The sequence below is a fragment of the Pseudomonas tructae genome, assembly GCF_004214895.1.
GTDB classification, from domain to species: Bacteria; Pseudomonadota; Gammaproteobacteria; order Pseudomonadales; family Pseudomonadaceae; genus Aquipseudomonas; species Aquipseudomonas tructae.
This window is the reverse complement of the sequence record NZ_CP035952.1, coordinates 3,599,073-3,621,987: the sequence shown is the minus strand read 5'-3', so window position 1 is coordinate 3,621,987 and position 22,915 is coordinate 3,599,073. Positions and strand designations below refer to the sequence as shown.

39 protein-coding genes are annotated in these 22,915 nt (G+C 61.2%); 24 read left to right on the top strand and 15 right to left on the bottom strand.

Annotated elements, in window-relative coordinates:
• Positions 1-76 precede the first annotated feature (76 nt).
• From EXN22_RS16395 to EXN22_RS16370, 6 genes are all read right to left on the bottom strand, one after another.
• Positions 77-739 (bottom strand): hypothetical protein, encoded by a 663-nt coding sequence (locus tag EXN22_RS16395; protein WP_130265057.1) that lies wholly within the window; start codon positions 737-739, stop codon positions 77-79.
• Positions 726-1,121: a hypothetical protein gene (locus EXN22_RS16390; protein WP_130265056.1), complete on the bottom strand. Its 396-nt coding sequence runs from the start codon at positions 1,119-1,121 to the stop codon at positions 726-728. Before EXN22_RS16390 ends, EXN22_RS16395 begins: the two co-directional genes overlap by 14 nt.
• 10 nt (positions 1,122-1,131) lie before the next feature.
• Positions 1,132-2,286: an RNA-directed DNA polymerase gene (locus EXN22_RS16385; protein ID WP_130265055.1), complete on the bottom strand. Its 1,155-nt coding sequence runs from the start codon at positions 2,284-2,286 to the stop codon at positions 1,132-1,134.
• 202 nt (positions 2,287-2,488) lie between these two features.
• Positions 2,489-2,845, bottom strand: a complete 357-nt coding sequence (locus EXN22_RS16380) for a four helix bundle protein (protein WP_130265054.1) — start codon at positions 2,843-2,845, stop codon at positions 2,489-2,491.
• Positions 2,846-2,899: 54 nt separating this feature from the next.
• On the bottom strand, positions 2,900-3,514 hold the full coding sequence (locus EXN22_RS16375; RefSeq protein ID WP_130265053.1) for a DUF1566 domain-containing protein: 615 nt from the start codon (positions 3,512-3,514) through the stop codon (positions 2,900-2,902).
• 65 nt (positions 3,515-3,579) lie between these two features.
• Positions 3,580-4,185: a DUF1566 domain-containing protein gene (locus EXN22_RS16370; RefSeq protein WP_130265052.1), complete on the bottom strand. Its 606-nt coding sequence runs from the start codon at positions 4,183-4,185 to the stop codon at positions 3,580-3,582.
• A 12-nt stretch (positions 4,186-4,197) separates the two neighbouring features.
• On the opposite strand from EXN22_RS16370, the gene EXN22_RS26200 reads away from it, so the two are divergent.
• Positions 4,198-4,422: a hypothetical protein gene (locus EXN22_RS26200; RefSeq protein WP_165392223.1), complete on the top strand. Its 225-nt coding sequence runs from the start codon at positions 4,198-4,200 to the stop codon at positions 4,420-4,422.
• Here EXN22_RS26200 and EXN22_RS16360 read toward each other — a convergent pair.
• The 9 genes from EXN22_RS16360 to EXN22_RS16320 form a co-directional block, all read right to left on the bottom strand.
• Positions 4,401-5,273, bottom strand: a complete 873-nt coding sequence (locus EXN22_RS16360) for a recombinase RecT (RefSeq protein WP_130265050.1) — start codon at positions 5,271-5,273, stop codon at positions 4,401-4,403. The genes EXN22_RS26200 and EXN22_RS16360 overlap by 22 nt on opposite strands.
• The gene (locus EXN22_RS16355) at positions 5,270-6,082 is read right to left on the bottom strand and encodes a PD-(D/E)XK nuclease-like domain-containing protein (RefSeq protein WP_130265049.1); all 813 of its coding nucleotides are present in this window, start codon (positions 6,080-6,082) and stop codon (positions 5,270-5,272) included. Before EXN22_RS16355 ends, EXN22_RS16360 begins: the two co-directional genes overlap by 4 nt.
• Positions 6,079-6,426: a hypothetical protein gene (locus EXN22_RS16350; protein ID WP_130265048.1), complete on the bottom strand. Its 348-nt coding sequence runs from the start codon at positions 6,424-6,426 to the stop codon at positions 6,079-6,081. Before EXN22_RS16350 ends, EXN22_RS16355 begins: the two co-directional genes overlap by 4 nt.
• A gap of 118 nt (positions 6,427-6,544) precedes the next feature.
• Positions 6,545-6,805, bottom strand: coding sequence for a hypothetical protein (locus EXN22_RS16345; RefSeq protein WP_130265047.1), 261 nt, complete (start codon positions 6,803-6,805; stop codon positions 6,545-6,547).
• Between the two features lie 139 nt (positions 6,806-6,944).
• Positions 6,945-7,169: a hypothetical protein gene (locus EXN22_RS16340; RefSeq protein ID WP_130265046.1), complete on the bottom strand. Its 225-nt coding sequence runs from the start codon at positions 7,167-7,169 to the stop codon at positions 6,945-6,947.
• Positions 7,166-7,453: a hypothetical protein gene (locus EXN22_RS16335; protein ID WP_130265045.1), complete on the bottom strand. Its 288-nt coding sequence runs from the start codon at positions 7,451-7,453 to the stop codon at positions 7,166-7,168. The genes EXN22_RS16340 and EXN22_RS16335 overlap by 4 nt, the downstream gene beginning before the upstream one ends.
• A 68-nt stretch (positions 7,454-7,521) precedes the next feature.
• Positions 7,522-7,707, bottom strand: coding sequence for a hypothetical protein (locus EXN22_RS16330; protein ID WP_130265044.1), 186 nt, complete (start codon positions 7,705-7,707; stop codon positions 7,522-7,524).
• A 314-nt stretch (positions 7,708-8,021) separates the two neighbouring features.
• Positions 8,022-8,459 carry a hypothetical protein gene (locus tag EXN22_RS16325; protein WP_130265043.1) on the bottom strand — a complete coding sequence of 146 codons (438 nt, stop codon included), beginning with the start codon at positions 8,457-8,459 and terminating at the stop codon, positions 8,022-8,024.
• Between the two features lie 13 nt (positions 8,460-8,472).
• Positions 8,473-9,198 (bottom strand): helix-turn-helix domain-containing protein, encoded by a 726-nt coding sequence (locus EXN22_RS16320; RefSeq protein ID WP_130265042.1) that lies wholly within the window; start codon positions 9,196-9,198, stop codon positions 8,473-8,475.
• Positions 9,199-9,314: 116 nt separating this feature from the next.
• Here EXN22_RS16320 and EXN22_RS16315 point away from each other — a divergent pair, with 116 nt between their 5' ends.
• The 23 genes from EXN22_RS16315 to EXN22_RS16210 all read left to right on the top strand — a co-directional run bounded on the left by EXN22_RS16315 (position 9,315) and on the right by EXN22_RS16210 (position 22,883).
• The gene (locus tag EXN22_RS16315; protein WP_130265041.1) at positions 9,315-9,554 is read left to right on the top strand and encodes a helix-turn-helix domain-containing protein; all 240 of its coding nucleotides are present in this window, start codon (positions 9,315-9,317) and stop codon (positions 9,552-9,554) included.
• A 2-nt stretch (positions 9,555-9,556) separates the two neighbouring features.
• Positions 9,557-9,865: a CII family transcriptional regulator gene (locus tag EXN22_RS16310; protein ID WP_130265040.1), complete on the top strand. Its 309-nt coding sequence runs from the start codon at positions 9,557-9,559 to the stop codon at positions 9,863-9,865.
• 4 nt (positions 9,866-9,869) lie between these two features.
• Positions 9,870-10,862, top strand: coding sequence for a DnaT-like ssDNA-binding domain-containing protein (locus EXN22_RS16305; protein WP_130265039.1), 993 nt, complete (start codon positions 9,870-9,872; stop codon positions 10,860-10,862).
• 148 nt (positions 10,863-11,010) lie between these two features.
• Positions 11,011-11,379 carry a hypothetical protein gene (locus EXN22_RS26405; protein WP_233281641.1) on the top strand — a complete coding sequence of 123 codons (369 nt, stop codon included), beginning with the start codon at positions 11,011-11,013 and terminating at the stop codon, positions 11,377-11,379.
• Positions 11,376-11,549, top strand: coding sequence for a hypothetical protein (locus EXN22_RS26195; protein WP_165392222.1), 174 nt, complete (start codon positions 11,376-11,378; stop codon positions 11,547-11,549). The genes EXN22_RS26405 and EXN22_RS26195 overlap by 4 nt, the downstream gene beginning before the upstream one ends.
• Entirely contained in the window at positions 11,542-11,985 is a 444-nt protein-coding gene (locus tag EXN22_RS16295) for a RusA family crossover junction endodeoxyribonuclease (protein ID WP_130265037.1), read from the top strand. Before EXN22_RS26195 ends, EXN22_RS16295 begins: the two co-directional genes overlap by 8 nt.
• A 596-nt stretch (positions 11,986-12,581) precedes the next feature.
• Positions 12,582-13,466, top strand: a complete 885-nt coding sequence (locus EXN22_RS16290; protein ID WP_130265036.1) for a hypothetical protein — start codon at positions 12,582-12,584, stop codon at positions 13,464-13,466.
• Between the two features lie 160 nt (positions 13,467-13,626).
• Positions 13,627-13,962: a phage holin, lambda family gene (locus tag EXN22_RS16285; RefSeq protein WP_130265035.1), complete on the top strand. Its 336-nt coding sequence runs from the start codon at positions 13,627-13,629 to the stop codon at positions 13,960-13,962.
• The gene (locus EXN22_RS16280; protein ID WP_130265034.1) at positions 13,959-14,381 is read left to right on the top strand and encodes a structural protein; all 423 of its coding nucleotides are present in this window, start codon (positions 13,959-13,961) and stop codon (positions 14,379-14,381) included. Before EXN22_RS16285 ends, EXN22_RS16280 begins: the two co-directional genes overlap by 4 nt.
• Positions 14,378-14,605, top strand: coding sequence for a hypothetical protein (locus EXN22_RS16275; protein ID WP_130265033.1), 228 nt, complete (start codon positions 14,378-14,380; stop codon positions 14,603-14,605). The genes EXN22_RS16280 and EXN22_RS16275 overlap by 4 nt, the downstream gene beginning before the upstream one ends.
• A gap of 26 nt (positions 14,606-14,631) precedes the next feature.
• Positions 14,632-15,012, top strand: coding sequence for a Gp49 family protein (locus EXN22_RS16270; RefSeq protein ID WP_130265032.1), 381 nt, complete (start codon positions 14,632-14,634; stop codon positions 15,010-15,012).
• A gap of 4 nt (positions 15,013-15,016) precedes the next feature.
• A complete protein-coding gene (locus EXN22_RS16265; RefSeq protein WP_130265031.1) occupies positions 15,017-15,493 on the top strand; it encodes a DUF2514 family protein in 477 nt (158 codons plus the stop codon).
• Positions 15,490-15,684, top strand: coding sequence for a hypothetical protein (locus EXN22_RS16260; protein ID WP_130265030.1), 195 nt, complete (start codon positions 15,490-15,492; stop codon positions 15,682-15,684). Before EXN22_RS16265 ends, EXN22_RS16260 begins: the two co-directional genes overlap by 4 nt.
• A 5-nt stretch (positions 15,685-15,689) precedes the next feature.
• Positions 15,690-16,196: a terminase small subunit gene (locus EXN22_RS16255; RefSeq protein ID WP_130265029.1), complete on the top strand. Its 507-nt coding sequence runs from the start codon at positions 15,690-15,692 to the stop codon at positions 16,194-16,196.
• On the top strand, positions 16,150-17,613 hold the full coding sequence (locus EXN22_RS16250) for a phage terminase large subunit family protein (RefSeq protein WP_130265028.1): 1,464 nt from the start codon (positions 16,150-16,152) through the stop codon (positions 17,611-17,613). The genes EXN22_RS16255 and EXN22_RS16250 overlap by 47 nt, the downstream gene beginning before the upstream one ends.
• A gap of 11 nt (positions 17,614-17,624) precedes the next feature.
• Positions 17,625-17,921, top strand: a complete 297-nt coding sequence (locus tag EXN22_RS16245) for a hypothetical protein (protein ID WP_130265027.1) — start codon at positions 17,625-17,627, stop codon at positions 17,919-17,921.
• A gap of 2 nt (positions 17,922-17,923) precedes the next feature.
• Complete coding sequence (locus tag EXN22_RS16240) at positions 17,924-19,612, top strand: portal protein (protein WP_130265026.1); 1,689 nt, start codon at positions 17,924-17,926, stop codon at positions 19,610-19,612.
• Complete coding sequence (locus EXN22_RS16235; RefSeq protein ID WP_130265025.1) at positions 19,613-19,918, top strand: Bbp19 family protein; 306 nt, start codon at positions 19,613-19,615, stop codon at positions 19,916-19,918. It abuts the gene before it with no gap.
• Positions 19,915-20,277, top strand: a complete 363-nt coding sequence (locus EXN22_RS16230; protein WP_130265024.1) for a crAss001_48 related protein — start codon at positions 19,915-19,917, stop codon at positions 20,275-20,277. Before EXN22_RS16235 ends, EXN22_RS16230 begins: the two co-directional genes overlap by 4 nt.
• Positions 20,274-21,005 carry a peptidase gene (locus EXN22_RS16225; protein ID WP_130265023.1) on the top strand — a complete coding sequence of 244 codons (732 nt, stop codon included), beginning with the start codon at positions 20,274-20,276 and terminating at the stop codon, positions 21,003-21,005. Before EXN22_RS16230 ends, EXN22_RS16225 begins: the two co-directional genes overlap by 4 nt.
• Before the next feature lie 12 nt (positions 21,006-21,017).
• Positions 21,018-22,022 (top strand): major capsid protein, encoded by a 1,005-nt coding sequence (locus tag EXN22_RS16220; RefSeq protein ID WP_130265022.1) that lies wholly within the window; start codon positions 21,018-21,020, stop codon positions 22,020-22,022.
• Positions 22,023-22,032: 10 nt separating this feature from the next.
• A complete protein-coding gene (locus tag EXN22_RS16215; RefSeq protein ID WP_130265021.1) occupies positions 22,033-22,491 on the top strand; it encodes a Bbp16 family capsid cement protein in 459 nt (152 codons plus the stop codon).
• Between the two features lie 11 nt (positions 22,492-22,502).
• On the top strand, positions 22,503-22,883 hold the full coding sequence (locus tag EXN22_RS16210) for a hypothetical protein (RefSeq protein ID WP_130265020.1): 381 nt from the start codon (positions 22,503-22,505) through the stop codon (positions 22,881-22,883).
• Positions 22,884-22,915 lie beyond the last annotated feature (32 nt).

The following is a 22,915-nucleotide window of genomic DNA, read 5'->3' as shown; positions in this document are numbered from 1 at the left end:
AAGGCAGTCGCGATAACCCCGATGTAAAGGCCCAGGGCCAGGGCGGCGACCAGGCAAACGATGATTGTTCTGGTTTTCATGGCTGCTCACCCCGCGAATCCATGAAGGCGAGGATCTGGGCACCAGCGCCAACGCAAGGACTTCTGCGCAACGCCCGCTCATCGCGCTCAACCGGTGCGCTCGGCTCTGCGCTGGCGGATAGGGCGACGTCGATTTCGGCTGTGATGCACTCCTGCGAGACGACATAGCCACGCACCTTGCGCAGCAGCGCATCCCGCTCGGCCAGCTTGGCGCGCAGAGCGGTGTTTTCACCAATAACCTGCATACTCTCCATGCCCAATTCGACATGTCGCTGCGTGTTGTGCTGTCTCTGCGCTTCTAATCGATTTTCTGTCTCGACCAGGGCTGCGCGCAGCCTCTCAACCTCGCCTGGATCGGCGTGGGCGTAGAGCTTGCGCACTTCGTACTCTCCGGGGTCGGCGGCGAACACCACCAAACTTTCACCGGACGCTTCCTCCCAGCTGCAAGAACCGTGAGTGCGAACCATGTGCACCGGCTCGCCCTGGTGCTGGACGGCTGGCTGGTCGAATGCGGCGAAGATGCGTCCGGCAGCGCGGTCAATAGGCGCCTGGATAACATCGGGGATGGTTGCTCCCTTTGGCGGAATCATGCCAGTTAGGCCGCTGATCATGCCCACAAGAGAATCGGTGATTATTTCGCGCAGTTCATTTCTGTTCATTGCCATTCTCCTGCGCCCGCTGCTGGCGTATGGCGCTGCATTTGGTGTGGTTGCCCCGGTTGCGCGGTTTCTCGCAGATGTCGCACAAGGCAGGGAGGTCAAGCGGGCGCATGGGGCACCCACGGATAACGGGCTTGCGGCGGAGGGCGGTCATTGCTGGCTCTCCAGCAGGTCGATGACGGTGGCGATCCCGGCCCTCAGCCAGAGCCCGCAACTTCGCGAGGACCTTGGCCACGCCGCCGGGAAGCTTCAGTTCGTCGCGCATGCCGAAGACCAGTTCGGTGGCGTCGCGCTTGCCCTCGAGGAGCATCACGCGGTTTATGACGGGCACAGGGGTAGGGTGGCGGGCCCGGTCGAGGGCCGCCTTGGCGGTTTGGTTCATGATGTCTCCCTTATCGCTTTGGGTAGGTCTTGGTCAGGTCGCCGTTCACGGCGTGCCCGCGCTGAAGAACTAGATTGGCCAGGGCGGCCCGGTCTTTCTGGCTGTGACTGGCCTGGGTCAGTAAGCCGAAGTAGCTGTTGGCGGTCTCGCGCAGCTGCTCGGCAGGTACTGCGGCGGTACGTTTCATGGCCTGGGCAACCGAACGTTTCCGGGTTGTGCGCCGCCAGGGCTTGATCACATGCCCGACGAAGTCCACGCCACGGTCAATCGGCTGGAGGATGGTCTTTGTCGGGTTGAGCCGAGCGCCGAGGGTTGACAGGAAAGCTTCAATATCTTCCTTCCAGGCGTTCAACTGCTGTGGCGAGCCATGTAGCAGCACGAAGTCGTCAACGTAACGCACGTAGTGCTTGGCCTTGAGCCGGTGCTTGCAAAACTGGTCCAGGGCATCGAGGTAGACGTTGGCGAAGAACTGCGACGACAGGTTGCCGATCGGTAGGCCCAGGTGCGACGGCTGCGCGGTCAAGCGCTTGTGCTGCGGCACCCGGTTGAACAGGTGCGCCGGGCTTCGGACTTGGTAGTCTTCGCGCGGGTCGTGCATCAGTACCTGCAGGGCCAGGGCCCGCCACCACGGGTCAGTAATTCTCTGCTCCAGCTGGCGTGCCAGTACACGCTTGTCGATAGCCACGAAGAAGTTGGCGAGATCGCACTTCAAGTAGAAGCCTGGCTTCGACCAGTTCTGCGTCTGGCTGCGGATCTTCGCCTCAAGTCGTCGAGCGGCGTACAGCGTGCCGCGCCCTGGGATACAGGCGCAGCTGTCCGCTATAAAGCTGCGCTCGATAGCCGGGCCAATGTGGTTGTACAACAGGTGGTGCACGATGCGGTCGCGAAAGTCGGCGGCCCACACTTCGCGGGCTTTTGGTCGAGTAACCACAAAACAGATAGAGCGGCCTGGCCGGTAGTGGCCAGACACCAGGTCGCCGTGAAGCGCCGTCAGGTTCCGCTCCAGATCCATTTCGAAAGCCAGCGCGCTGGCGCTGTTGCGCTTCGAGCGCCGGCAGTCGTAATAGGCCTGGACCAGGTCGCTGAACGGGTAGGGCGTTGAAGCTGCGGACGGCGCGGACGCGGAGCTCGTTGTTCTTGTCGTTGTTGTTCTGATTGCCATCATCGAAGTTCATGTTGAATGCGTTGTTGGCGGAGCGCTGCGACCTGTCGTGCTATCTACGTCGGCCTGCCGAATCTTCAGCGGGCAAACTGCGCTGGACCTACACGGACGCTTTAGACCGGCGGTGTCCAGGATGCGCATGGCGGTGATCACAGATCAGCGGCACGACCAGGTTCAATTCGCACAGACCAGAAAGCCGTAACTCTCAGGTAGCGGGCGCGGTTGGGGTGGAACGTTTCCAGGCGTTGGCCTGTTTGCCGATTGAGGTGGTGACCTCCATCGTCTTGGCATGCTGCGGCACGCTGATGAATCGACTTTCCTTGAATATCCGCATCAGGAACTCAATCACCTGCACCTTTTCAACCAACAGCGTCAGGTGAGGACGCTTGTCTTGTGCTGAATTGGCCCGGGCGATGAGCACCAAAACATCGATGCACTCATCGATCACCCGCTTGCTGACTGACTGCTTGAGCTCTCGGGGGATGTTCCGGGTCAGATTCATGGCCATCTGCAGCAGGCCAATTGATGATTTGTAGATCGATAAATCAGTGTGCATTGCCATGACGTTGCTCCTCCTTGAGCAACCGGCCGCGAACGGCCGGAATGAATAAGCAAATTAATCGATAAGCGACCTGCGGACGGCGCGGACGCGGAGCTCGTTGAACTTGCCGTCGCTGTACTGATAGCCAACATCGAAGTCCATGCAGAATGCGTAGTAGGCGGAGCGCTGCGAGGATGACCAGTACCGGCGGTCTTGGAAGGCTTCAGGTTCGCCCTCAGCAAAGCCCGGTACCTGGGTCTTGCGTGGCGACTCTTCGGTGTACATCAGGCCAACAGGTAGGCTGTTGGGGTTGTCGCCATCTCGGCTCCAGCAGTAGTTCTCACGGCTGGTCGGCTTGAAGTGGCGATATTGCAGCTCCTGCACGTCACGCGCCGGGATCGCCCAGTCGGTGAAGCCACCGATGTCCAGGGACAGGACCTTCTGCGCCAGCTCGCTGCCGCTGGCAGCCATGGCCTCGGTATTACTGCGGCTGTCGGTGAAGCTGTCGGCGCCTTCGATCTTCTCGCCGTACTCGCCCCATTCGCCTACCAGTTCATGCGCAGCACCGGCAGTGATGTTGGCGAAGCGCTGGCCGTTCTCGATGGTGATGCCGGAGAAGAAGCCGCCGCCGAATGGCTGGCCAATCTCGGGAAGTTGTACTGCAGGTGCCGCTTTCTCTACTGCGCTCATGTGCTGCTCCTTTTTGAAGGCAACAAAAAAGGCGCTATTGCGCCTCTGCTCGAATGAATGAAGGATTAAATGAACAACCTGCGGACGGCGCGGACGCGGAGCTCGAGGTTCTTGCCGCCGTAGTACTGATTGCCACCACCGAAGTCCATGAAGAATGCGTAGTCGGCGGAGCGCTGCGAGGATGACCAGTAGTAGCGGTCCTGGGCGAACACCTCGGGGCAATTCACCCAGCAGTGATAGAGCTCAGCTGCGGCAGGTAGGTAGAAGTCGTGATGGCCGTCCGCCTGGTGCTCGGCACAGGAATTGGCTGCGGGATGCTCGGTTTCTTCGTTGCACAGCCACTCGGTATTGGCCTTGCCATCGGTCTTACTGGTCGCCTTCGATTCTTCCCGGTAGCCGCCCCATGCGTGGTCGCCGATATCTTTGGCGGCAATGATCAGATAGTGCTCCGGTACATCACCGCGAGCAGCGACCAGGCCGCCGTTGATCCCTCCTTGGCCTGGCCATGGTTGGCCGACAGTAGGAATGTCAACCGAGGAAATCGGAGTCACATTAGCCGCTGGCGGTAGAACCTGGGCGAACACGCTGGCGACTGCCAGTTTTGCCAGGGAAGACGCCGGCATCTTGATCGTGGTGTCGCCGTGTTTCAGGGTGATCATTTCTGGTTTCATAGTGAATTCTCAGTGTTTTCCGATTTGTTCCAGCCTCTGCTGCTGGTGTGGGCTGAGCATGGTGCGCGGGCCGTGACGCCGGAAGTGGCCCTGCAGGTTTTCGACGAATTCCTCTTCCCAGGCATTCGCGGCATGGAGAGCCGCAGCAGCCAGCAGGGCCTGGAACTCTTCGATTCGGTCGTACAGTTCTTCCACGGTTTGGCTTGCCATGGCGGTTACTCGCGCTGGGAGCCGTAGTCGGTGGAGGCTGCCTGGCTGATTTCGCCGGTTCCGGTATCAACAACCTCGACATCAGTTGCCACGGGCTCCGGCTGCTGATCCGGCAGGTCGTCGCCGTCGATCACGATGCCGCCCTCGATGGTGACGCCGCGACCTTGCTCTGCTGCATGGCTGACCGCGATGGCGTTGGAGACCTCCACCGAGCACGGCATGTACTTGAGGACCTGCAGGAGCGGGATCTTGCGGCAGTACATTTCCCAGTCGCGGAAGCTGTAGTGCTTCTTGCCGACCTTGTTGTATTTGTCGCGATGCTTCGTGATCTTCCCAGCCGTCCACAGTTCGATGATCGGCATGCTTGCGCCCTGGACCCAGCCGATGGCGAAGGCGTGCGTGATGTCAGTCGCTTCGTCCATGTCGGTTTCGTTGTGGATCACCAAGTCGCGGCGCGCGCCGTCGGTGAACGTGTACTGCTGGTCCTTGAAGATCACGCCGGTGTAGACGGTGCCGCGACCACTTCGGGCAACCAGGTCCACCAAGCCCTTCCAGCCAGGCACGAAGGTGCAGGTCTGGCCGTATGGGATCAGGAAGCCGGCGCCGTTCACGCCAGGCTCCAGGCCGAGCTGGGCGGCGGTCATGATCGAGGCGGCAATGCTCTGGTGGCTGCAACGCTGCAGCTGCTGCGACGTACTGAAAGCGGTCAGGGCGAGGCGGGTCATGCGGTCTGCGGTAAGGTGCTTCGGGAGAGCCAAGGCCATCTGGCCCTTGAGCTTGTCCATGAAGTTGCCGAGCTGAGCCACCGGGGAAAGCTGTCGGGCTCCGCCGGTCTGCTGCATGTCGGTCTGGGAAAATGGAGCGTTGGCGGTGCTCATTGGCGATCCTTGGCCCAGTAGGGCAGAGAGAGGGTTTCGATGCCGGACCACTCCCCGGATCGGAGGCAGTCGGCGTAGGTGGAGAGGTTCCGCTTGTAGGCTTCGCGGCCTACGGCCTTGGCCTCGGCATCCAGCACGAACAGGCGCACTGGGTACTTGCCGCACTCGATGCTGGTGCTGACGACAAGGAACACGAAGGCCTGTGGCTGCTCGCCGAAGTGCGCGGCGTAGCCGTCGCTGTAGAACGGGTCCTGCACGTGATAGCGGTAGTCGTAGATCGAGCGCTCGAACTTCTTCATGTCGGCGGTCGTCTTCACGTCCAGGACCCAACCGAACTCAGGTATCAGCTTGTCTGGCCGGCAGCGGCACAGCACGTCTTGCTCGGGGTCCTGCCAGTAGATGCTGGCCTCAACGTCACCAGCAGCCTCCAGCAACCACCGGGCATGCGGGTGGGCCATCGCGCTTTCGCGCATCAGGGCGATCTTCCGGCCTTCGTCGGGCATCAGCACGCGCTGGTCGGTGAGCCCGGCTTCGAAGTCGGCCCAGTTCTTCTTGCCTGCCGTGGTGTTGCGCGGGCTGTTGGCTGGACCCACCGCGAACTCCCGGGCGTAGCGCTCGGGCTCCAACAGGAATGCGTGGGTGGCATCACCAACCGTCAGTGAAGCCTGGTTCTCGGGGTCTTCCGGTGCCGCCTTGGCCCACTGGAACAGGGCCGGGCATTTCTCGATCATGTCGAGCTGGGTCTTCGAAATGCCGTCGCCGCCGTGGTAGTCGGCGTTCGGCAGTCCGGTGTAGTAGCCGGGCTTCATGACTCACCCCGCGCCTTGGCGATGGCTGCGCGGGCTCGGGTGGTCCTGCAATCTGCCTCGCCGCATTCGCAAAGAATTCCTTGCTCGGCAAGCGCTTCAAGAAACTCTTGTGCGACAACCAACAGTTCCGGCGCGGCGGCGATCAGGCGGGCGTTAGCGAGAAGCACGCCCGGCCCAAGCTCAACCGGTCCAATTTCGCTATTGGTCTCGCAGCCACCGCAGTCCGCAATCATCCAACCATCGGAAGTTGTCGCCTTGACACCGTCGCCGCTATCTGCGCCAAGCGCGCTGAACACCAGTAAACCGTTCAGGACCTCCCAAGGCCCCGGAGTGTGCTTGCTCATGTTGTTCACCGTGTAATGAGGTCAGCCAGAGCGATCAGCAGCAGCCAACCGGACCAGCCAAGAAGAGAAGTTGAGGCGCCGCGCCAGATCAGGTGGCGGCGCCGGCGTTGGAGGGTGGTCACGACTTGGCTCGCCGTAGCGCTCCGGTCAGCATTCGGTGGTAGCGCTTGAATCGCTCGGGCTGGTCATGCTCAAGGCTCCAGCCTGGATCCTGGCACCAGCCGCAGGCTTCCTCGCTGCAGTCGTGCCCCGGCTCGTCTGGGAAATGCTTCTTGATGATGGCCCGGGCTTCTTTGTTGATCGCAGCCGACCTGGTGAAGAACCGGCGACCCGCTGTTGGCGCGTAGTAAACCGTCGCCTGTTGAGCCTTGATGCTCATGGAAACCTCACAACGATCATTCCGCGTCGAATCTGGATGCGGATGGCGGGTAGGTCCGCGACCAAAGAAAAGCCCTGCGATTGCAGGGCTCTGATCAGTCCGGGAATGGTTGGGGCGATGACCGCCCGGAGATTACTGGTCATGGCAACAGGCCCTCACGCAGCAAGAATTCGTCGACGTCGCGCTGCTTGATTCGGTCGCGGCGAAGTTGGAAGTGGGAACGCTCGGAAAAGCTGATGAAGCCGAGCAGGCCGCACATCTCAATCGCCATGTCGACCTCGCCGTAAAGCTGATCACTGGGACCTGACGCCAGCTTTGTGAATCGGTCTTCGAGGATTTCCAGGGCATCGGCCTTGACGTTCATGCTGCCCTCCTGCGTCCGGCGCCCCGGTTGTCGATCTCGAACCAGATCTCGCGCTCGATTGCGACTGTGTTGGCTTGCGCGATCGCCGCCAGATGCTCGGCCTCCACATCCATCGGCACGCCGTCATCGTCGTAGGTGACGCCGGAAACCGCATGCCATTCCAGCTCTCGGGTGCCGTAGAGGTCCCAGTCGCTGTTCCACGTGTTCCAGCTCGGGTTGATGTTCACGCAAGAAGTCACCTCCACCCGGAGGACGACCCCTTCCACTGCAATTTCGTAGTTCATGAGTCGCCTCCAGTGGCGATGGTTGATTCCCCGTCAGCCCCTCGCGGGAAGGGCTGCCAGTGGAAGCGTCATGCTGCGAACAGATCCTGTTGCTGTGGTGCAGGCATCAGGTAGGCCATCAACTGCTCGGTTGGCCACTCCGTTACGTCGGTCCAGTCGGCGTGCAGAACTCTGAGCTCAGTCGGGTGCAGCCATCGGCCTTGCTGCTTATCCGGGCTGATGCAGAACTTGAAGCCTTGGTCTTTCAGGTGCATGGCACTTCTCCGGTTGATTTCCGAAAGCGCCCGATACAGGCGCTGACGTGAAATCTTCTGGTGGTTCCTTCTCTCCAGCCGCGACCCTGTCCGCTGGAAAACTGCTTCTGGCGCTTTACGCTGCACGCCCGGGACAGTTGCCATCCCTCTGGACCATGAGGCCGGTCCATCGCTGCCACAAATCTGCGTTGTGCGCAGACTTGTGATTTGCATTATGCGCAGAATTTAATCTGCGTCAAGCGCAGAAAATTTCTTTCGGGCGAAAAAAAAATCCCGCTCAGCGGCGGGATTCGTTTAGAGGGGTGGCGGATTCGTCACGGACAATCGTCCTTACTAACCCTGAACCGGTACACCTCAGTACCGTCTTCCTTTAGGTATACGTACCCAAATTTCGCCCCCATTCGCATTGTTTTCACGGTTCGAGGATTCTCACACAATGATTTGACCACGGCGGACTTTCCTGCTGTCAGGTCGGCAGATGCCCCCCAGCTGTCATAGTTCGCCAGCTCAAAGAATGTCGTCATCTCATGGCTGCCGCCCAATTCGGCCCGAAGCATGGTGGTCAGCTCATCAACTTTTTTCGGAGTCTGGTCGTTAATCTGCTTGATTGCCTGTGCAGTTGCGCTGCGTAGCAGCTCATCATTACTTGGCTTACCGAGCTGGGCTCCGATTTCCTTACCGATCGCACTTGCCAAACCAGCGATGACCAAAATGGTCACCCAGTAAACGGGCTTTTTTAATTTCCCTATCATTTCTTTACTCGCCTCAAAGTCCGGTCATTTTCGTATCTATCACAATTCCAATGATTTTGTATCTATCATCAATCTCTATTGAGCGATACCCGGCGTTAAGAGATCGGAGGTACCGAACACCAGCATCTTCCACATACTGTTTGAATGTGATTTCGTCACTATCAGGAAGCTTGACCAAACAGAAGCTTCCACTTTTTGCCGCCTCAATTGGCCGAACAAGTATCATCGAGCCACTGGGGAAGCTTGGAGCAGTATAGCTGGCCATGGCGTCACCCTTGACCTTTACCCAGAAAGCGTAATCCCCTGCTGGCTGCACCGTAAGCAGCCAGTCGTCGATGTCATCAAGGTCAATAGAGCTAGGATCACTGAACCACTTGTAAATTAATGACCACTCCAGGACTGGATATGGTCGAGGTGTTGCGATTTTTGGTTGTTTAACTCCAGGGGTGGAGTTGGCTTTATCAATTAATGCACCAACTATTCCACCAATCGCAGGCACCATAAAGCCGACGGCGCCACCAAGTAATGATCCTACTGCAGAGCCTTCCGATGGATTAATTGTGGATATTCTTAAATCAAGAACATCCATAATTCTTTTCAATAGTTCTTGGCTAGCACCTTGCTTGCCTCGTTCAAGTCGCGACAAGTTTCCAGTGTCGGTGTCGACCTGGTTGGCGAGCGCCTCCAGCGTCAGGCCTTTGGCCTTTCGCGCAATTCTGATTTCTTTTCCGATGTCCATTTGTTGATTTTCTGTCCTTGCTGCGCACCGCGCAAAGCGCTCTGCGCAGATTTTTGTTGCGTGTAATCTGCGTTGTGCGCAGAATTGAGCTGAACCCACCCACGAAGGCACATTCCATGTCCCCTCTGAAACGAGCACGACTGTCCCGCAAGTGGACGCTGGCCGATGTCACGGCCCGTGTTGCTTCGCTGGGCGACCGCCTCGATTCGGGAAACCTATCCCGGGTTGAGCGCGGCGAACAGAAGGCATCCACCGCACTGGCTGAAAAGCTGGTTCAGGTTTTCGAAGGCGAACTGACTGAGATCCACATCCTTTACCCCGAGCGGTTTGCCGGGGCCGATGAAGTGGCGGCCTGATCATGTCGACGACCCAATTAAACCCGGAGCAGACCGCAAGGGCCCGCAAGAACCTGCACTTCATCTTGTCGCGCCTTGCATCGGTTGGCGGGAAGCCGGTGGCCGTTGCAATGGGTTGCGACGAATCGACGATCTGCCGGATGAAGCCGGACAAGTTCCGCGAGCTTGCAGAGATCCTGGCGGTTCTCGATTTGAAGATCGTGCCCAGCGAAATGCGCTGCTTCAACGAGCGCGACATCGAAATGTTCATCCATGGTTCAAAGCGCTGGATGGAACACGTCCAGGGCCTGGACCAGCTGGAAGAGGGCTGAACCGATGGCTGCCTTCCAGATCAATGACGACGAGTGGGGCGCGCTGGCCGAAGAGCCTGCCGAGCTCTTGAAGCTGTACTGCGCCATTCGCAAGGTCATGGATTACCGGACTGGCATCGCTGGAAAATCACGTAGAATCAGCGAGCAGATGTTGCGCGAGGTTCTCTACGTCGCCCCTCTGCCTGGTCGCCACGCGCCGCCAGAAGTCACCCGCCAGAAGGTTCGATCCCTTCTCAAGCGCCTGGAAACCCTGGGCCTAACGGTCTCACTGGGTCCTCTGGTGCTCCAGCTCCCGCTAGCAACCAGTGATGGTCCGTCCAAAACAGGAGCAACCAAGGAGCAACCAGAGCAGAAACCAGATGAACAACCACAGCAAAACAGTGAAATACCCAATGAATACGGTGACTTGCCTTCTAACGCAGAGGAAGCAGCAACCGTAGGAGAATCATCCGAAGCCGAGAGGAACAACCTACCTCCGGTATCCGGTAAAAGCCCTACTACTCTCTCCGCGCGCGGCTACTTCGCGATGCATGACGGCTGGCAGTCCGAGGCTAAGACCTGGAACGCCACCGCACTGCGCAACGCCATCCCCAAGCGCGTCCCCGACGAAACCCTCAACGAATTCCGCTCGTACTGGATTGCACGCCCCGAGAAGGAGCAGTCGCAGGCCCAGTGGGAGCACCAGCTTGCCCAATCCCTGAAACACAAACTTCGCCAGGCTCAGGCCGGGGGGTACCCGTATGGACCAGAAAATTCCAGACCACTTCAAGCAAAAGCCCATCAGAAACGCCCCGGGGGTCAAGTCCCTGGCAGCCAAGGCGGTGGACGCCAGCGGCAAGATAATTCCGCTGTCGGTCAGGTCCGAGCTTCAATCGCAGCACGAGAAGAGCGAGAGCAGCGGGAACAAGCTGCCCCAGCCGCTGCTGGACAAGCTCTGGCTGAAGATGGCGGAGATGTACGGGCACCGCTGGACGTCGAATTTCGGCGCATCAGCTGACCAGGACCACGCCTGGGCGAAGATCCTCGGCGGTCTCACCGGCCAACAGCTCGCCAATGGCCTACAGGTACTGATCGACCGCGCCATCGAGTTCGAATGGCCCCCGGTGGCGAACGTCTTCCGGGGTCTATGCCTGCACGTGCCAGGCATGCCACCTCCAGACCAGGCCTGGATCGAGGCGCTGACCGGCAAGTACAGCCACGAAGCCGTGCGCGTCGCTGCAGAAGCCACCGGCACGTACGAGCTGAGGTCGGCTAAGACCACTAGCAAGGTCCTGCGCCAGCAGTTCGAGCGTAACTACGCAATCGTCATGCGCCGGGCACAGAACGCCCAGCCGCTCGACGGCAAGATCCCGACCGGCATCGGCCATGACTCACAGAAACCTGCGCTTGAACTGGCCATGGAGTACGCCGAATGGCGCCAAGGCCAGGTCATGACCGCCCAGAACATCCCAACAGACCCAAAGGCCGCACGCGCTCTGCTGCTGGCCAAGATGGGCATCCGGAGGCCCGCATGAACTACGAACCCCAGGTACGCCCCGCCAAGGGCTTCCAGCCGCTGAATCGGCAGTCGATGTCGATCTTCTGCGACGTGTGCAACAAGCCACGGAACAAGGGCGACCACGACAAGTGCGCAAAGACCCGTCAGGCCGCAGGGTTCGTGATCAGGGAGGTGAGCCGTGGGTGAGGTCGAGAGCTTGAAGTTTTTCGTCCCGGGCGAAGCCGTAGGGAAGGGCAGGCCGAGGCTTAGCACAATGCACGGCGTCACTCGCATGCACTCGACCAAGCGCTCGATCAGCTACGAAGGCTTGATCGCAATGGTTGGCACCGAGGCCATGGCCGGACGCGCATTGCTGGAAGGTCCAGTTATGGTCGAGATGCGCATCGTGCTGGGCATCCCGAAGTCCATGCCGAAGAAGCGTCAGGCCCAGGCGCTGGCCGGCGAGATCTTCCCGACCAAGAAGCCCGACATGGATAACGTCATCAAGGCCATTTACGACGGGCTCAACGGCGTGGTCTGGAAGGATGACGTCCAGGTCGTCGATGCAATCGTCCGCAAGCGCTACGGCGAAGTGCCAGGCGTTCACGTCAACGTCGTTCCACGCCTGCAGGAGGTCGCATGAAGCCTGGATTTGAAAGTCCAATCAACGCGACCGCCGCTAGGGTCGTCTGCCGTGGCGAATCCTTTGAGTACCGGGCGCTGGAAAGTGAAGTGTGCTCAAGCACTCCGCTGTCTGTCGGGCTGCTGCCTGAGAACTTGCAGGATCTGGCCGGGACCTCATTCGGTCGCCTCACTGTTCTCGGCTGGAGCGCCGACAAGCGCGGTCGCTGGGTATGCCGCTGTTCCTGCGGCAACTATGTGCTGCGTCGCACCAGGGCTATTGGCCAGGCAGCCCCTGACTCTGCATGCCCACAGTGCTACCTGACGGCTGTATCAAGGCGGAATGAGTTCACCCGGCGCACCGGAAAACAACGCCAGACCAGGGAGTTTATGTGATGAGTAAACCGGTGTGGTACGTCCAGCGGAGCACCCAAGGCCGCGTCGCTGTATGCGTGGATCACGTGGTGAGCTACAGGCGCTTCCTGAGCCGCTCTGAGGCATCAGGCGGCCCAGAGGCGTTGCTCTACGTCCTGCGCGACATGAGCGACGTTGTGGAGCGTTTGGCGATGGTGGGTCGATAGGCATGGGGCAATACGCAGAACTACGCAAGGGGGTTGTATGAAGCTGATCAGCGCACGGCAAGCATGGCGCGAAGCCTTGCATGAGAATCGTGATTCCGTCCTGGCCGTGGCTGCTGAGCGCGTGAAGCTCGGCAAGCGAGGCCGCGTCCTTGGTGAGACCACGGCGTCAGGTCGCGACAGTAACGGGCGGTGCGCACACATGCTCGCCGCCGGCCTGGTGCAGAAGGCAATAGGCACGCTACCCAAGCCCCTGCAGCACTTCGGGCACGCGCTGTATTCGCCCATCGCTGGTGGGCAGGACCTGAACATCGCCCACGCGCTGGTTTGGTTCACGGCGGACATTGAGAAGATCCCGGTCAGGCGCCGGGAGGCTGCATACTGGATGGCTCTGGCGGCGATCCGCAGTCATCAGGCCTCGGTGTCTGGTCGCGAGGCCTGGGGGCCTGGCCGCATTTCCGAATTCGTCTACGACTGGTACGGCGCGACGATCACTGTCAGCCAATGGGCCAGGGACTGGTCAGCCGTTTGGGAGGTTTTGGCGAAGACCTGTGACAGCCTCGATGCCCAGGCGCTCAGGCCGGTGGCTGCGGTGGTTGCCAGGCTGAAAGAGCGCCGCCATGTTCCAGGTGATTGCCGCTGGGATGTGCTCGATAGGGAGGAAGTGGCTGATGCGCGTGGCCAGGCCTACGCCGAGCGACGTGAGCCCTGCATACTGCGGTTGCGCGCGCGCCTGAATGCCATGCATGAACAGGCGCTACGCCATTGGTTCGCCCGTATGCGTGATTACACCAGGGCATACCGGGAAGAGTGGGGCAGTGACATCATCGAGAACCAGGCGCGGCACGCCCAGTTCTCCGACCGGGTGGCCGAGTACTGGAACCAGCGGCACCGCATCGGCGACGTGCAAAAGCGGGTCGCTTGACGATTTGTCGAGTGTTTTGATACCTTTTAACCACTGTCCAGAGCTACGGACAAAGCACAGAAACCCGCCATTGAGCGGGTTTTTTGTTGCTCATCTAATCACCCAGACCCCGCCCTCGAGCGGGGTTTGTTGTTTCTGCCCCGGAGAGGGGATATCGAGAATGCCAAACATGCCAGATAAACCAGACACCTGGGCGATAGCCCTTGCGTGGTTGAGCCAGCATGCGCCGCTGATCTACGCCGGCTGCCTTTCGTTCGTGATGGCCGCACTGCGGATCATCTACGGCGGCGGCACGCGCAGGCAGGCAGCCCTGGAGGCTTCCCTCTGCACGTTACTTACTGCCGGGGCATTCCCGCTGCTGGAGTACTTTGGGTTTCCACAGAATCTGGCTGCCGGCCTCGGTGGCGGCATTGGCTTCATTGGTGTGAAGAAGATCGCCGACCTGGCCGACCGGTTCGCGGCATTCAAGCTGCCAACCAAGGGAGCCGATCAATGAGCACCCCGCGCGGCATCCGGAACAACAACCCGGGCAACATCGACTACAGCCCGTCCAACAAGTGGTCAGGGCAACTCGGCATCGAGCAGGGCGTCGACAAGCCGCGATTCGCTCGCTTCGACACTCCAGAGAATGGCATCCGCGCCCTGGGCAAACTGCTCCAGACCTACCAGCGGGTTTATGGCCTGAACACGGTTGCCAAGATCATCGCCCGCTGGGCGCCGAGCAATGAGAACGACACCGCCGCCTACGTTCGCTCCGTTGAATCCCGGATCGGCAGTAAGCCTGGCGCCACGATCAAACTCACCGACCCGGCAGTGCTGAAGGGCTTCGTGGTCGCAATCATTGCCCATGAGAACGGCGGCAATCCCTACAGTGATGCCGTGATCTCTGAAGGTGTCCGAAGGGCGCTGGCATGAGCCGCAGACAGCCATACACGCCATGCAAGCTCTACGTCGACGGCGCCGAAGGCATCCAGGTCGGTGACTACATCACCACCGCCGCCGGGTCTGCATACCTGGTCCAGACGCTCCGGGTGAGCAGTACCAGGCCGGAGCGCAAGCACATGGACTGCCTGCGCTGGCCCATGTCCAAGATCCCCGCTGACGCACGCTGCTACCAGATGACCTGGTATGCGCGATGAGTTCCACCACCACCGAGGCAATCCCCGTGACTGACCAAGCAATCGAACTGGAAATCCAGGCCAAGGGCCTGACCGCGCCGCGCGTCACCCCCGCCGACCTCCAAGCCAATATCGCCAGTGAGCATTACTTCACCGCCACCGAGGCTTTGGTTGGTATCACTCGTGGTCCTGAGTGGCAGGCAACCCCAGCTGCCCTGGACCTGCTGACCTTCTGTGTTCTGGTGCTGCGCAACGGTTTCACCGTCACCGGGGAAAGTGCCTGCGCCAGTCCGGAGAACTTCGACGCCGAGATTGGCCGCAAGATCGCCCGCGACAACGCCGTCGCCAAGCTCTGGCCGCTCATGGGCTACGAACTGAAGGAGCGCCTGCACCAGCGGCAGCTGCCTGCTCAGGCTCCGGTCGAGTAAGTGCATGAACCGCTACCTGCTCGCCGCCCTGGCCGTGGCGCTGGTCCTGCTGGGCGCGCAGACGATTCGAATGGCCGGCGCCCGTGCCGATCATGCCGGGTACGTCGCCGGCGTCGAGCGGGAAGCGGCCCAGGCGAGCGAGCAGGCCCGCCAGATCGAACAGCAACGCCAACGAGACATTGACCAGGTGCGTACCGATGCAGCCAACCAGAAAGCGAATGACGATGCTCGCGCTGCTGAGCTGCGTGCTGTGGGTGACAGCCTGCGCAAGCAACAAGCCCAGCTGCTCGCCGACCGCGCCGCCCTCCGCGCCCGCCTTGCCGCCAGAGGCAAGACAATCGACGACCTTGTCGATCTGCTCGCCCAGCTGCGCACAGAGGCTGACAACCATGCGGGAGAACTGGCAGCAGCGCTTGACGCAAGTCGCCGGGCCGGATTCGCCTGCGAACGTTCCTACGATTCCCTGAGGGCTTCGAAATGACCATGACCTCCTACGAAGTCAGCACCCCAGACGGCGTGCTGCACCTGATCGAGGCAGTGACCCATGTCCGTGACTCCAACGGGCTGACCCTGCTGGTCGATGGCGGCAAGGCTGTGGCCATGTTCCCGGTGTTCAGCTGGATGCGCATGTCTGCGCAGGTTGCAGCCTCGCCAGAAGCTGGTAGCGAGTAATCCCCATGGCCCTGACAGCAAAGCAGCAGCGTTTCGTTGTCGAGTACCTCGTCGACCTGAACGCCACTCAGGCCGCTATCAGGGCCGGTTATGCCCCGGCGCGCGCAAGGGAGCAGGCGTATCAGCTCATGAAGAAGCCAGAGATCAAGGCGGCCATTGAACGGGCCCTGGCTGAGCGAGCAGAGCGGCTGAAGGCTGATGCGGACTACGTGCTGCAGCGGCTCCTGCAGATCGATCAGTTGGATCTGGCCGACATCCACGACGACGACGGCAAGATCATGCCGATCAAGCAGTGGCCGCCGATCTGGCGCCAGATGGTGAAGGAAGTGGACATGAAGACCGGCAAGGTCAAGTTCCACGACAAGCTCCGGGCTCTGGAGTTGATCGGTAAGCACGTCAGCGTGAACGCGTTCAGGGAGCGCGTCGAGCACTCCGGCAATATCAACCTGACGGATCTGACGGACGATGAACTTGATCGCCAAATCGCCAAGCTTTCACGGGAGCAGGGCTGACAAGCTCGCGCTCCTGGAACTGCTTGAAGAGAAGGCGCGTCGGGAGGCTCAGCGTAGACACCTGATTCAGTTCGAATCGCTGTACGCGTGGCAGCGGAAGTTCATCAAGGCCACCGCCGATCATTCGGCATGCATGCTCATGGCGGCGAACCGGGTCGGCAAGACCATGACCGGCCTCACCATCGATGCCATGCACCTGCTGGGCGACTACCCGGACGACTGGGAGGGGCATCGGTTCGATCATGCACCGCTGTGCTGGCTCCTGGGCTACTCGATGGAGAAGACCCGGGACCTGCTCCAGAAGCCATTGTTCGGCAATTTCGAGCAGGGGAAGTGGGCCGGTGGCCTGGTCCCGGCTGATCGCATTGTTGGGCACCTATCGGCAACCGGCACCTCCGGCGCAATGCGCGAGGTCCGCGTCAGCCATGCCAATGGCAGTACCTCCACGGTGCAGTTCTGGTCCTACAGCCAGGGCCAGCACGCAATCATGGGCGACAGCGTCGATTGGTATCACATCGACGAAGAGCCCCGGGATCCGAAGATCTACCCGCAGGTCATCACGCGGACCGCCACAGGCGACCGTGGACGAGGCGGGCGCGGGATCCTCACCTTCACCCCGGAGAACGGACGCACCGAACTGGTCGTCAAGTTCATGGACGACCCGGGCGAAGGCCAATACATGCAGCGCGCCACCTGGGCTGATGCGCCGCACCTCACCGAGAAAATCAAGGCCGAGTTGCTCAGTGCATACCCGGCCTGGCAGCGCGACATGCGCACAAGGGGCGAACCATTGCTTGGTACCGGACTGATCTTCGACTTCGGCGACGACGAGATCAAATGCGCGCCGTTCCCGTGTCCCGACCACTTCTGGGTCATCAACGCGATCGACTTCGGGTGGGATCACCCGCAAGCGCACGTGCAGCTCTGGATCGACATGGAGGCTGACGTGATCTACGTGGCCCAGGCCTGGAAGAAGTCGCGCACCACCCCGGTGACGGCATGGGGCACGGTGAAGACCTGGGCGCAGCATGTGCCAACGGCGTGGCCGAGCGATGGCTTGCAGTCGGAGAAGTCATCCGGCGAGCAGCAGAAGGCCGCGTATGTCGATGCTGGCTGGGCAATGTTGCCCGAGCATGCGACCTGGCCTGACGGTGGCGTCGGCGTCGAGGCCGGCCTGGTCGAGATGTACGAGCGCATGACCACCGGGCGCTGGAAGGTCTTCAGCCACCTGAGCGATTTCTTCGAAGAGAAGATGAGTTACCACCGCGACGAGAGCGGTCGGATCGTCAAGCTGAACGACGACGTCCTGTCGGCCTCTCGGTACGCGTACATGATGCGGCGCTTCGCCCGCCAGCGGTTCCAGTGCAAGCCATCGCAGGGCGGCTCGCACCAATCCCATTACGACCCCTTCAACTGAGGAATTCCACCATGTGCGGCGGCGGACTCGCGAACATCATCAAGCCACTCCACAAGATCAGTGACCCACTGGACTTGTTCAAGAAGGCCGGGCTCCCGACATCGCTCGATCTGCTGCCTCAGGAGGCGCAGACAGCAGAGACGACCACGGCTGCGAGCACTCAGGCCACGAACATCGCCAGCGACGTGCAGTCCGCCCGCGACGACGAGAAGCGCCGCCGTGCAGCCGCTGCCGGGCTGTCGAGCACCATCCTCGGTGGCAGTATGGCCGGCACAACCACCGGCAACAAAGTACTGCTGGGGCAATGACCATGAATGACACCCCGCGCCAACGCGCCGAGAAGCGACTGGGCATGCTCAAGAACGAGCGCACATCGTGGGAAGCCAGCTGGCGCGAGCTGTCGGACTTCATCCAACCAATGCGGTCGCGCCTGCTGTGCGACAAACAGGTCAACAAGGGCGATCGCCGGAACAACAAGATCATCAACAACGAGGCGACCGAGGATGCATTGGCGCTCGCTGCTGGCATGATGAGCGGACTCACCTCGCGATCGCGGCCGTGGTTCAACCTTGAACTGAAGTCGCATGCGTCGATGGAGTTCGGCCCAGTCAAGGATTGGCTGTACGAGGCTACAGAGCGCGAGCGTTCAGCCCTGTTGCGCTCCAACTTCTACAACTGCATGCACGTCGCCTACTTGGAGATGGGTGTGTTCGGCACTGGCGCGGTTTGGATCGATGAGGACCCAGAGAACGTCATCCGTTGCGAGGTCTTTACCGCAGGTGAGTACTACGTCGCCAATGGCGTCGACGGCCGTGCCAACACCTTCTACCGCGAGTTCAAGATGACCGCCGCGCAGATGGCTGAGCGGTTTGGTCGTGGAGCGCTGAGCATCCAGGCGCACAATGCCCTGCATGAGAACCGGCCGGACCAGTGGTTCGACTGCGTACAGATCGTTCAGCCAAACGATGCGCATGATCCTGAGCGCCGCGGTAGTAAGTTCCTGCCCTTCGCGGGCCTGGTCTGGGAGTGCTCAGCACCCCCTGCCCAGACATTGGAAGAGAAGGGGTATCACGAGTTCCCAGTAATGGTCATGCGCTGGGATGCGCTGCCAGGCGACTGCTACGGAACTGGTCCTGGCCGCAACTGCCTTGGTGACATCAAGGCGCTGCAGCTGTACGAGCGATCATCCGCACGCCTTGCTGAGACAGGGTCGAATCCAGCAGTTCAGGTTCCCGCCAGCCTACGAGGTCAGCCGTCTTCGATGCTTCCAGGGGGCATCACCTACGTCGATCAGATCGGCGTACAGAACACCATTCAGCCGATCTATCAGCCCAACTTCGGGTGGCTGTCGGCCATCGAGAGCAAGATCGACAAGATCTCGGCACGCATCCGTCGCTCGTTCTTCACCGACCTGTTCCTGATGATCAGCCAGATGGATGACGTCAGAACTGCTACCGAGATCGTGGCACGCAAGGAGGAGAAAATGGCCATGCTCGGCCCCGTGGTCGAGCGCATCGACTTCGAGGGGCTGGACGTAGGCGTAGAGCGCGTCACGGGGATCATGCTGCGGCAGTCCGCACCCATCTGGGCGGGCATCGTCGATGGCGACCCATGGTTGCCTCAGCCGCCAGAGGAGCTTGGCGAATCCGATATCGAGGCCGACTACATCTCGATTCTTGCTCAGGCGCAGAAGGCGCAGGCAGTGCAGGGCCTGGAGCGCTTCGCCAGCACCATCGGCAACCTGGCCGGCGCCTTCCCCGAGGTCAAAGACAAATTTAACGCTGACCAATGGGTCGACGAGTACGCGGATGCTGCCGGCGTCGTGCCCACGGTCGTCCGCGGCGACCAGGAAGTCGACACCATCCGCCAGCAGCGCGCACAGCAAGCCCAGGCCCAGGCCCTGCAGGAGCAGATCAATCAGGGTATCCAGGGCGCCGAGCTTCTTTCCAAGACCGAGATCACCCCGGACAACGTCCTGGGTCGCCTGATGGGGGCATAAGTGGAAGACAACGACGAGATCTCGCAAGCGCGGGAGGAGTTGGCGCGCCTGGCAGAGAGGCAGGCCGAAGACGACTTGAAGTGGTTGATGGCTTCTGCGATCGGCCGCCGGATCGTTTGGCGCCTGCTCGGCAGGGCGGGGGTGTTTAGGTCCTCTTTCGATCAGCACGCCGGCGTCATGAGCTTCAACGAAGGGCTGCGCAGCCAGGGCCTGCAACTGCTGGCTGACATCAACCGCCTGTGCCCGCACCAGTACCCGGTGATGGCGCAGGAAAACATCCAGAAACCCGACGAGGCATCTCAATGAGCCAGCAATACATCGGCACCAAGCAGTTGACGGCTTGGCCTGAATCGAAAGACGGCGTCCAGGGCTACGGCGTGCGCTACGCCGATGGCTATACCAGCTGGAGCCCCAAGGGTCCGTTCGAAGCCGCCTACCGCCCAATGGGTGACGTCAAGCACCTGACTGCCGAGCAGCAAGCTGTCGTCGGCGAGCACGTCCAGCTCAATGACCAGCTGATCAAGCTGGGGTTGCTGATCGACTCCCCTGCGTACAAGCAGCTTTCTCTGGCAGAGCAGATGCGCTTGGCCAGCCAGCGTGTCGCGGCCGGCGAACTGCTGCGCATCATCGCAACCCGCATCGCCGAGTTCGGGGGTGACGCATGAACCTGTTCGTGCATGGCCGCCTGGGCCACTTCCTCATGAACGAGGCGCCAGCCGATGGCGCGCCGGGCGACGGTGCCGCTCCTGCCACCGAGCCCGCGCCGCCCGCTGCTCCAGCAGATCCAGCCGCCCCGGCAAGTCCTCCAGCGCAGCAGCCTGCACCGGCGACCGGGCACGAATCCCTGCTGACTGATCCAGCCGATGATCCCGCTGTAGATCCAGCGAAGCCGGATGATCAGCCGGCCGCTCCCCAGGCGCCCGAAGCCTACAAGTTCGAGAGCCTGCCCGAGGGCTACACCCTCGACGAGGCTGCCGCTGCTGAATGGTCCACCACCTTCAAGGAGCTGGGCCTGAGCCAGGAGTCCGTCGACAAGCTGGTCGCCGCCGACGCCAAGCGTCAGCAGGGCGTAGTCGATGCGATGCAGGCCCAGTTCGCCGAAGCCCACAAGCAGCAGGTGGGCGAGTGGATCGCCCAGGTCAAGGCTGATCCAGAGATCGGCGGCGCCAAGTTCGCCGAGAACGTCGAGATCGCCCGCAGCGCCATCAAGGCCTACGGCTCCCCCGAACTTTCCAAGCTGCTGAAGGAGACAGGCCTCGGCTCCCACCCAGCGCTCCTCAAAGCATTCCACAAGGCCGGCCTGGAGCTGGGCGAAGGAAGGCTGCACCGCACCACCACCGAAGTACCTGGCGACAAACCCATCGCCAACCGCATGTATCCCAACCTCGCATAAGGAGCAGCCCACATGGCCACGCTTGCAACCAACGCCGTCACGCTTCTGGATGTGGCGAAACGCATGAACCCTGATGGCGGCGGCATCATGCCGATTGCCGAACTGTTGTCTCAGGACAACGAAATGCTAATCGACATGCCCTGGTACGAAGGTAACCTGCCGACCGGCTCGCGCATCACCACCCGCACCGGCCTGCCGGATGTGGTGTTCCGCAAGCTCAACGGTGGCGTGCCGAAGAGCAAGTCGACCACTGCGCAGGTCGATGAGTCCTGCGGCATCCTGGAGGGCCGTGGCGAGGTCGACAAGGACCTGGCGCTGCTGAACGGCAACACCGCATCCTTCCGCCTCTCCGAATCGAAGGCATTCATCGAATCGATGAATCAGCGCATGCAACGCGAAGTAATCTACGGCAACGCCGATGCCACCCCCGAAAGCTTCATGGGCATGGCGCCGCGCTTCAATACCGTGAACGCTGCGACCGCGCAAACCGCCAACAACGTCATCGATGCCGGTGGCACTGGCTCCACCAACACCTCGATCTGGCTGTTCGGCTGGGGCGAGAACACCGTGCACGGGATCTATCCGAAGGGCTCGCAGGCCGGCCTGGTGCACAACGACCTGGGTGAGGGCGACGCCTTCGACAGCAACCAGAACCGCTTCCGTGCATTCATGGATCAGTATCAGTGGAAGTGCGGCATCGCGGTCAAGGACTGGCGCTATGTAGTCCGCATCGCAAACATCGACGTGAGCGCGCTCACCAAGAATGCGAGCGCCGGCGCCGACATCATCGACCTGATGACCCAGGGCCTGGAGCTGATCCAGAGCCTGACCGGCGTTACCCCGGCGTTCTATGTGGATCGCCGCATTCGCTCGTTCCTGCGCCGCCAGACTGTCAACAAAGTCGCGTCGGGCACCCTCATGTACGACAACGTCGCTGGTAAACCTGCGCTGATGTTCGGCGAGGTTCCGGTGCGCCGCGTCGACGCCATCCTCAACACTGAAGCCCGCGTGGTTTAAGGAGCCCATCATGTATGTCGACAAGCAACTGGAGTTCTCGGACAGTCAGGCGGTCACCGCCACCGCGATCTCCACCAATGTGGTGGACCTGTACCCGCGAGGGAACGCCGTCAACACTAACGTCACCCGCGACATCGGCGTGGGCGAGGACGTTTACCTGGTCGTCCAGACAGACACCACGGCGACCGCCGCCGGTGCCGCGACGGTAACAGTAACCCTGGAGTCGTCCAGTACCGCCGACCTGGCCACCACTCCTACTGTGCACTATTCCTCGGCGGCAAACGCCCTGGCCGCCTTGGTCGGCAGCACCACCCTCCTGGCGATCAAGCTGCCTGCCGGGCAGTACAACCGCTACGTGGGTGTTCGCTACACCGTGGCTACTGGTCCGCTGACGGCTGGCGCGTTCTCGGCCTTCATCACCAAGGACGTCCAGGCTTTCCGCGCGTACGCCAAGGGCTACCAGTTCTAAGGAGGTGATCCATGGCTGCAATCAAGTGTGTTGTGCTCGAGCACAGCTTCATCAACAACAGGTTGCATGAGCCGGGCGAGGTTGTGGATTACGACCCGGGCCCGGACGGAAAGATTGGTCGCAATCTCCAGTCGATGGAGGAGCAGCCGGAGCAATCCGGCGGCGAGGGTGGAGCGGTTGTCGGCTATACCGCGAAGTTCAACGGTGGTACCCGCTGGCGGGTTGTGGATGCGGCCGGCGCCTGGTTCAGCGACTTCATCGGCGCCAGCAAGGAAGAGGCGCAGGCTGAGGCCGATCGGCTCAACGCTGGCGGCCAGCCGTTCGTGAAGTCGGCGGAGCAATCCGGCGGCGAGGGTGGCAACACCGACGACGACGGTCACCCCGACGCCTGATCCACGGCAAAACCCTCGAGGGCCCTTCGGGG